8 protein-coding genes are annotated in these 8607 nt (G+C 47.4%); 7 read left to right on the top strand and 1 reads right to left on the bottom strand.

Annotated elements, in window-relative coordinates; all coding sequences use genetic code 11:
* The first annotated feature begins 487 nt into the window (after nt 1–487).
* From FEFB_RS07865 to trpA, 7 genes are read left to right on the top strand one after another with little or no spacing between them, the layout of a single operon-like run.
* Nucleotides 488–2014, top strand: coding sequence for an anthranilate synthase component I family protein (locus tag FEFB_RS07865; RefSeq protein WP_161795117.1), 1527 nt, complete (start codon nt 488–490; stop codon nt 2012–2014).
* Nucleotides 1998–2597, top strand: coding sequence for an aminodeoxychorismate/anthranilate synthase component II (locus tag FEFB_RS07860; RefSeq protein WP_047975693.1), 600 nt, complete (start codon nt 1998–2000; stop codon nt 2595–2597). The genes FEFB_RS07865 and FEFB_RS07860 overlap by 17 nt, the downstream gene beginning before the upstream one ends.
* Nucleotides 2590–3603, top strand: coding sequence for an anthranilate phosphoribosyltransferase (gene trpD, locus FEFB_RS07855; protein WP_047975692.1), 1014 nt, complete (start codon nt 2590–2592; stop codon nt 3601–3603). Before FEFB_RS07860 ends, trpD begins: the two co-directional genes overlap by 8 nt.
* Nucleotides 3600–4397 (top strand): indole-3-glycerol phosphate synthase TrpC, encoded by a 798-nt coding sequence (trpC, locus tag FEFB_RS07850; RefSeq protein WP_047975691.1) that lies wholly within the window; start codon nt 3600–3602, stop codon nt 4395–4397. The genes trpD and trpC overlap by 4 nt, the downstream gene beginning before the upstream one ends.
* Entirely contained in the window at nt 4384–5211 is an 828-nt protein-coding gene (locus FEFB_RS08380) for a phosphoribosylanthranilate isomerase (RefSeq protein ID WP_053069001.1), read from the top strand. Before trpC ends, FEFB_RS08380 begins: the two co-directional genes overlap by 14 nt.
* Nucleotides 5211–6419: a tryptophan synthase subunit beta gene (gene trpB / locus FEFB_RS07835; RefSeq protein WP_047975690.1), complete on the top strand. Its 1209-nt coding sequence runs from the start codon at nt 5211–5213 to the stop codon at nt 6417–6419. Before FEFB_RS08380 ends, trpB begins: the two co-directional genes overlap by 1 nt.
* Nucleotides 6412–7206: a tryptophan synthase subunit alpha gene (trpA, locus tag FEFB_RS07830; protein WP_047975689.1), complete on the top strand. Its 795-nt coding sequence runs from the start codon at nt 6412–6414 to the stop codon at nt 7204–7206. The genes trpB and trpA overlap by 8 nt, the downstream gene beginning before the upstream one ends.
* 66 nt (nt 7207–7272) lie before the next feature.
* On the opposite strand, the gene FEFB_RS07825 is transcribed toward trpA, so the two are convergent.
* Nucleotides 7273–8013 carry a sulfite exporter TauE/SafE family protein gene (locus FEFB_RS07825; protein WP_053069000.1) on the bottom strand — a complete coding sequence of 247 codons (741 nt, stop codon included), beginning with the start codon at nt 8011–8013 and terminating at the stop codon, nt 7273–7275.
* Nucleotides 8014–8607: the final 594 nt, after the last annotated feature.

Genomic DNA, 8607 nt, shown 5'->3' with positions numbered 1-8607 from the left:
TCTTTGGGTTTTTATTTTAAATTTTCTCGTTCGAATTAATTATAGAATCTGCCAAATCAAAAAAATGAAAATAATCCTCATTTTTTCTTGACAGTTTTTCATTTTATGATTAAACTGAGGGCATTAAATAGTTCGTCCATAAAAACCAATGATGTGGAGATCAAGATTGTTGTGCACGCTAAGAGAGTCGCCGATGCTGGGAAGGCGATGGAACGCAGGCAGTTAAATGGACCACGGAGGGTTCTTCTGAAAGAGTAGTTGCTCAAGTATGGGGAAACGTCAGGCATACGTCAGTTGTCGGGGATATGTTGGTATCTCGCTAAGGAGGGGCTGGAAACTTTTTTCGTCGGCTTTTTTTGTCGAAGAAATCAGTTTTTTTAGTCTAATTAAGGTGGCACCGCGGAAAAAATCCGTCCTTAACAAAGCATAAATTGCGTTGTTATGGGCGGATTTTTTAGTTGAAAAAACGAAACGAGGTGACCAAGAGTTGAATCAGACAGACCTAAAGCAATATGGCCAAGAATATCCCTTCCTGCCAATGATTGTTAGCAAGAAAATAAGCAATTTTGACCCAGTGGTGCTCATGCAGGAGTTGGGGACAACTCAGAATCAAACGATGATCTTTCAACGTGAGGGTGTGACGACTTTCTTCCTTTCGCTTGAGCAAACGATTACCGGCCGTGATGGCCAAATTCAAGTGACGAGCGCAGCTGGTCAAGTTGAAACCAAGCAGGGCGACCCAATTGCCTTCTTAAATCAGCTTTATCAACAGTACAAAATTCCGAAGGTGACTGATACCATCCCCTTTGTAGCAGGGTTAATTGGCTACTTCGCCTATGATTTTGTTCGCTACAATCCCGATGTGCACTTAACACCGGCCCAAGATGATTTTGGCTTAGCAGATTTCGAATTATTTTTGCCAAAGGTAGTCGCCAATTACCGGCACGATACCAAGGAGCTGATTTTAAGCCAAATGGTGGCGTCCGACCGTATTGAGGCTGACTTTGAAAAGGTCCAACAAATATTAAATGATTTGGCGGAGCAGGCTGGTGAAATCATGGACCGTGTTCAGAACAATGAGTTAGCAGCTGCCAAGCAGGAAAACCAGGATGGCTTCAACCATGAGTCGCTTGAGGGCGATGAGATTGAAGGCCAGCCCACACTAACTTTTACCAATCAATTTACCCAGGCCGCCTTTAGTGACCGGGTGCAGATAACGAAAGAACACATCCATGCAGGTGATATCTTTCAGCTGATTTTATCCAATCCTTACCTGGCTAAAACGCATAACCAGCAACTCCTACCAGGTGTCTTTACCAGGCTTCAGAATGGCCCACAATCGCCTTACCAGTTCTACTTTCATAACGGTGACTACCAGGCAACCGGCGCTTCACCGGAAACATTGATTAAGAAGACCGGTGACCGGTTGTTCTCGTATCCGCTAGCGGGTACTAGGCGACGGGGGAAAACAACAGAGGAGGACCACTTCTTTGCCCAGGAATTGCAGCATAGCGAAAAGGAACTCGCAGAGCATAATATGCTCGTTGATCTGGGGCGAAACGACTTGGGCCGGGTTAGCCAATTTGGCACGGTCGCTGTTACAAAGCTGCGTCACTTGCTTTACTTTCCAAATGTGATGCACCTTGGTTCGACAATCGAAAGCCAAGCCCAGGCTGATTTAACCCCTGTCGATATTTTAGCAGCGACCTTGCCGGCCGGCACGTTATCGGGGGCACCTAAGATTTCGGCCATGCAGATAATCAATCAGTTGGAGGACCGCAAGCGGGGCATTTACGGTGGTGGCATCGGCACAATCGGTTTTGATGGCGACCTCGATATCTGCATTGGCATTCGTTTAGCTTATCAAAAGGATCAAAACCTTGTCGTCCATGCTGGGGCTGGGATTGTTGCCGACAGTAGTCCAGAAGAAGAATATCGTGAATTTGAAAATAAAAGCCGGTTGATGTTGGACTTGGTCACAAAGGAGGCGGCGGCTGATGCTATTACTAATTGATAATTATGACAGCTTTACTTATAACCTCTACCAAGAAATTGGCAAGTTGACCAAGCAGACCATCAAGGTGGTGAAAAATGATCAGGTAAGCATTGAGGACCTGGACGAGCCAACGTTGACTGGATTAATCTTATCGCCGGGACCGGGTCGGCCAAATCAGGCTGGGAACCTCAATACCGTTTTGGCAGCTGCCATCGGGCGAGTGCCCGTTCTCGGTGTTTGCCTTGGCCACCAAGCAATTGGCGAGGTCTATGGGGCCAAGATTGTTACGGCCCCTCTCATGCACGGGAAGACGAGTTTGATTCACCAGCAGGGCAATCAGTCAGCAGGTATTTTAGCCAGTTGTCCGACAACGTTTACGGTTGGCCGCTACCATTCCTTGATGATTGATCCGGCCACCATTCCCAATCACTTAGCCGTGACCGCCCAGGCCGATGATGGCACTATCCAAGCGGTTGCCGATGAAGAGAACCACGTTTACGGGGTTGAATTTCACCCCGAATCAATTATGACGGACCAAGCGGTCGCCAAACAAATTTTTACTAATTTCTTAGCTTATACGGGAGAGAAGAACCATGATTAAAACAGTCATTCAAAAAGTTAGCCGACAGCAAAACTTAACGTTCGAGGAAGCGGCCGAAGTCATCAACGAAATCATGACCGGCCAGGCCGAAGAGATTCAGATTGCCGCCCTTTTGACGGCCTTAACGGCAAAGGGTGAAACGGCCGATGAAATTGCTGGGGCTGCCCAAGCAATGCGCCAAGCGGCCTTAGAATTTCCTAAGCAGCCGGCGGGCTTGGACATTGTTGGTACCGGTGGTGACCACTCCAATTCCTTTAATATTTCGTCAACGGCGGGTTTGGTCATCGCCAGTCTGGGTTATGACGTGGTCAAGCATGGTAACCGAGCTGCATCCTCAAAAAGTGGTGCTGCCGATGTCTTAGAGTCCCTCGGTTTCCCCATTAACCAGGAGGTTGACCAGGCCGAACAAATGCTAAAGGACAATCACTTTACCTTTCTTTTTGCTCAAAAGTACCATCAAGCGATGAAGTATGTGGCTCCAGTTCGTCGTGGCTTGGGCATTCGGACCATCTTTAACGTCTTGGGACCATTGGCCAATCCAGCCGAACCCAAGAAAATGGTTTTGGGCGTTTATGATGGGGCATTGTTAGAACCAATGGCGCAGGTTTTGCATCAGCTCGGTGTCCAGTCGGCCAACATTTTGTATGGAACGGACGGTCTCGATGAAGCTTCCATTTCAGCGCCAACCAAGTTAGTGCAATTGCGGGGCGACAATATTCAGTTCCAAACGATTACTCCTGAGGAATTCGGTTTGAAGCGGGCAACCAAAGAAGAGATTGTTGGTGGGACGGCGCAGGAGAATGCGGCTATTACCCGAGCCATCTTGTCTGGTGAAGAACGGGGGGCCAAGCGCGATATCGTTGTCTTAAATGCAGCCATTGGTCTGAATGCCGTCAACCCAGCCATTACGATTAAAGAGGGTGTGAAATTAGTCCAGGAGGCCCTCGATGATGGTCGGGTGGCCGAATTGCTGGCAACTTTAACCGCTGCGGAGGCAGTTGAATGATTCTAGATGATTTAGTGGCCGCTACCAAAAGCCGGCTAGTAAAAGAAAAGGAAGCGGTGCCGGTAGCTGATTTGAAAACGCAGGCGGAAGCCTTGCCGGTGGCTGACCCGCAGGACGTTTACGACCGTTTTTTAGCACCGGGGATTCACGTGATTGCCGAGGTTAAGAAAGCCTCGCCTTCCAAGGGCGTGATTGCAGCTGATTTTCCTTACCAAGAAATTGCCCAAACCTATGATCAAGCCGGCGCAACGGCCATTTCGGTCCTAACCGAGCCGGATTACTTTTTGGGCAAATTAGACTATTTGGCTGAGATTGTGCCAGCGGTGACCAGCCCCGTATTGCGGAAAGACTTTGTTATCGACCCCTATATGATCTATCAGGCCAGGGTCGCGGGCGCAAAAATTATTCTGTTGATTGTGGCGATTTTGTCACCAGAGGATTTGGAAGCTTATTTGAACCTGGCTGAAAGCCTGGGACTGGCGGTGTTAGTCGAGACACACGACGAGGATGAAATCAGACAGGCGCTGGCCGTCGGTGCCACGATGATTGGGGTTAATAACCGTAATTTAAAGGATTTTACCGTTTCCTTTGATAACAGCCAACGACTCTTTGATTTGGTGCCTGATTCCGTTGCCTTTATTGCCGAAAGTGGCGTGAAAAAGCCGGAAGATATCGTCCACTTGCAATCCTTAGGAATTAATGGTGTGCTCATCGGGGAGGCCTTGATGAAGTCGGCTAACCCGAAAGCCTTTATTGCAGCAGGATTGGGGGAGCAGGCCCATGACCAAGATTAAAATTTGTGGTTTGATGACTAAGGACGAGGCATTGATGGCCAACGAGGCGCGCCCTGATTTGGCGGGGGTGGTCTTTGCTCCCGGTCGCCATCAGGTTATGGCAGAGGAAGCTTTAGTAGTGCGCAAGGCGCTGGATAAGCGGATTCCCCTGGTCGGCGTGTTCGTTGCTGAACCGGTCGAAACGATTTTGAAATTAGTTGAAACGGGGACGATTCAAATGATTCAGCTGCATGGTCAGCGGCCAATCGTCGAAGTACGGCGGTTACGGGTGGCCGGCGTTCCAATTATTCAAGCTTTGGTCGGGGATGGTGCCATTGACCAGGCTAAGGATTGGCAAAATCAGCTTCGGCTGCGTCGGCTCAAAGAGCAGGATAGCGGTTTGGAAAAGCATCAAGATAGTGATTCGGCTTTATCCAATTTTAGTGGCCGTTTGGCCGAACAGGCAGCCAGTGATCCGGTTTTAGCCAATTTTAGTAGCCGTTTGGACGAAAAGTCAGCCAGTAATTTCCCTTTAGCAAACTTTAATGGCAGTTCGGACGAACACCCAGGTAGTAATCTCGACCTAGTTGATTTTTTAATGGTTGATGCTGGTGCTGGGTCTTGTCAACGATTAGATTGGCAGCGGTTAACCGGTTTGTCACCGACTCATTTATTTGTGGCCGGCGGGATTCAATCCAATAATCTAAGCGATTTATTGCAGATTTATCAGCCTGATTTCGTTGATGTGAGTTCTGGGGCGGAGACAAAGGGACACAAAGATTTAAACAAGATGGTGGCACTGGTAGCCATTGCCCATCAAGAGGAGAGAAAGTAATGGAAACAGAATATAAGACAAAGAAACAAGCCGGTCGGTTCTTAGAGTATGGTGGCCAATATGTGCCGGAAACTCTGATGAATGAGTTGAATAAGATGGCCGATGTTTACCAGGAAGCGAAGGCCGATCCTGATTTTCAGGCGGAATTGGCTGATCTACTGGCTAATTACGCCAACCGCCCATCGCTGTTGTACTATGCTAAAAATATGACGGAAGACCTTGGTGGCGCTCAAATTTATTTCAAACGCGAGGATCTGAACCACACGGGGGCTCATAAGATTAACAACGTGATTGGCCAAGCACTATTAGCCAAGCGAATGGGCAAGAAACGCTTGATTGCCGAAACCGGTGCCGGTCAACACGGGGTGGCCACGGCAACAATTGCTGCCTTGTTCGGCCTGGAATGTGAAGTCTTTATGGGGAAGGAAGACACTGACCGTCAGCGTTTGAATGTCTATCGGATGGAACTCCTTGGGGCCAAGGTTCATGCCGTGACTTCCGGATCAATGGTCTTAAAGGATGCCATTAATGCCGCTCTGCAGGACTTTGCGGCCCGACCTGAGGACACGTTTTATGTGATGGGATCGGCAACCGGTCCCCATCCTTATCCGGAGATGGTGCGTGATTTTCAAAGTGTCATTAGCCAGGAATCCAAGCAACAAATTCAGGACCAATTGGGACGCTTGCCTGATAAGGTCATTGCCTGTGTTGGTGGCGGATCCAATGCCATCGGTAGTTTCGCCCACTACATCGACCATCCCGAGGTGGATTTGATTGGCGTGGAAGCAGCCGGCAAGGGTGTTGATACTGATTTGACGGCGGCGACCATCGAAAAGGGCCGGTTGGGTGTCTTTCACGGCATGAAGTCGCTCTTTTTGCAAAATGATAGCGGCCAAATTAATCCGGTTTATTCGATTTCGGCCGGGTTAGATTACCCAGGAGTTGGGCCAGAGCACGCCGCCTTGGCGGCCGAACACCGGGCCCAATATGTTGGCATCACCGATGATGAGGCCGTGGATGCCTTTGAGTACATTGCCAAGCAAGAGGGCATTATTGCTGCGATTGAAAGCTGCCATGCCGTGGCCTACGTGCAAAAATTAGCGCCAACATTGCCAAAAGACCAGGTCATTGTCTGCACATTATCTGGCCGCGGCGACAAGGATGTGGCCGCGATTGCCAAGTACCGGGGGGTTGAAATTCATGAGTAAAATTAGTCAAAGTTTTAAAAACCATAAAAATTTTATTGCCTTTGTCACCGCTAATGATCCAGACATGGAAACGACTGTTAGCAATGTCGTGGCCTTGGCTGAAGGGGGCGCTGATGTAGTTGAAATCGGGATTCCTTTTTCCGACCCAGTCGCCGACGGTCCCGTTATTCAGGCGGCCGATTTGCGAGCCTTGCGTGACCCTGATTTACCGATTGAATCTATTTTTGCAGCTGTAAAGGAAATTCGACGGCAAACAGCGGTGCCGCTGGTCTTCTTGGTCTACCTAAACGTTGTCCTCCAGTACGGCTATGAGCGTTTTACTGCCGACTGTGAAAAATTCGGTGTTGATGGCCTGATTATCCCCGATTTGCCCTATGAAGAACGAGGGGAATTGGCTCCCTTTACTGACAAGCATGGGCTGGATTTGATTCCGTTGATTACGGTGACGTCTGGTGAGCGGATTCCAATGATTGCCAAAAAGGCGACCGGCTTTATCTACCTGGTTTCTTCCTTGGGGGTGACGGGTACTCGCGAGTCTTTTGCTTCTAATTTAGCGGAAGTCGTTGGGCAAATTAAGGCGGTCACGGATGTGCCGGTTGCCATTGGCTTTGGTGTCCATACTGCCGACCAGGCGCAAGCAATGGCTGATTTGGCCGATGGGGTCATTATTGGGTCCGCCTGTGTCCAGATTGTGGCCGACAACGGTCAAAATGCACCAGCAAAGTTACAGGAATACGCCGAGGAAATCCGTGCTGCCGTTGATGGCGTAACGGTCGAAGAGGCCTGATATTAATCTAAAAAAATAGGATGATTGCGATTGTTGCGATCATCCTATTTTATTGATAACTAATTTTTAAAAAAATAAACGAATGCCAAAGTACATAATGACGAAGCCGATAAAGGGCGACAAGAATTTGTTAATCTTTTTGGGATCGAATTGTTTCAAAACAAGTGGGGTTAGAATCGAACCAGCGACGCCACCAATCATTAAGTAGAGACCAGCTGTCCAAGAAATGGGGCCGCCGCTTAATAAGTGACTAACAAGGCCGACAACAGCCAAGACCCACAAAACATAAGTCGTGGTACCAGCAGCCTTAACCGCGGGAACATTCATAATCGAAAGACCCGCCACGGTGGCCGATCCACCTGATAGGCCACCAAATCCAACCATGAGTCCGGAAATCAGTCCGAAGAGTGGGGCAACTTTGCTATTTTCGTTGGACTTTTCATTTTCCTTTTTCTTGCGGAAATTTTTAATGACGACAATCAGGCCCATTCCTGTCAGCAAGATTCCAACGCCAATATTATAAACGGCAACGGGAATGAACCGAGAGACGGCGGTACCGATGATAATGCCTGGAATCCCGGCAATAATCAACCGATTACCAAGCTTACTTTCGATATTTTTTAACCGCCACTGTGTTACCATGCCTGAAAAGAGGGCGAAGACGGCAATTAAAAGCGAGGTTGGGACGGCGACGACTGTTGACATGCCTAAAGTCGAGGTTAAGACACCAAGGTAAAAAGTGGCACCTCCGCCACCAATCAAGGTAACGAAGCAACCAATTAGGAAACCATAGAAAATTGCAATCATGAAAAAAACCAGCTTTCAAATAAAATATTCAGCAAAACCCGTAAGGGATTGCGAAAGTTCGAGGTACAAACCTTCAATCAGAATGACACTAATTAATAGTAGTCTACCAGTCTTTAACAAAAAATGCAGGGCAGGAGGTACTTGAAAGAAAAAAATTGAGGACATCATCAAAAAAATACGGAGGATACCAGCACCAAAAATGTGCAGGAAATTTTAGTATCAAAAAAGGACTGGGATTTTCCAGTCCAAAAGTTGGCTAGTAGCTTGGTGGCAGCGAAAGAATTAATGGAAAGGTAAACAGGGTGGAATAAGAAATGAATTTTTTTCGGGAAACGTGCTAGAAATATAGTTAGGAACTCATTGATTACACGAAAGAATCCTGTTTACCAAATGTCGAACAATAGAAGTAGGAATTAAGACAAGTATTCATATAAGGATACTGCCACCAGGTTCCTAGCACCTAAATTATATCATGATTTTAAAATAATAATCATTATTTTAAAATATTATACAAATATACCAACGTTAATTAAAATAAATGGCAGATTCTATAATTAATTCGAACGAGAAAATTTAAAATAAAAACCCAAAGAA

It is taken from the genome of Fructobacillus sp. EFB-N1 (assembly GCF_001038455.1).
Classification (GTDB): Bacteria; Bacillota; Bacilli; order Lactobacillales; family Lactobacillaceae; genus Fructobacillus; species Fructobacillus cardui.
Note: the sequence above shows the minus strand (reverse complement) of the source record. Positions and strands in the feature narration are given on the sequence as shown.

What these genes read in the sequence shown, in the direction of transcription:
- FEFB_RS07860 (WP_047975693.1), top strand. Translation starts at nt 1,998, where the DNA reads ATGCTATTACTAATTGATAATTATGACAGCTTTACTTATAACCTCTAC.
- trpD (WP_047975692.1), top strand. Translation starts at nt 2,590, where the DNA reads ATGATTAAAACAGTCATTCAAAAAGTTAGCCGACAGCAAAACTTAACG.
- trpC (WP_047975691.1), top strand. Translation starts at nt 3,600, where the DNA reads ATGATTCTAGATGATTTAGTGGCCGCTACCAAAAGCCGGCTAGTAAAA.
- FEFB_RS08380 (WP_053069001.1), top strand. Translation starts at nt 4,384, where the DNA reads ATGACCAAGATTAAAATTTGTGGTTTGATGACTAAGGACGAGGCATTG.
- trpB (WP_047975690.1), top strand. Translation starts at nt 5,211, where the DNA reads ATGGAAACAGAATATAAGACAAAGAAACAAGCCGGTCGGTTCTTAGAG.
- trpA (WP_047975689.1), top strand. Translation starts at nt 6,412, where the DNA reads ATGAGTAAAATTAGTCAAAGTTTTAAAAACCATAAAAATTTTATTGCC.
- FEFB_RS07825 (WP_053069000.1), bottom strand. Translation starts at nt 8,013, where the DNA reads ATGATTGCAATTTTCTATGGTTTCCTAATTGGTTGCTTCGTTACCTTG.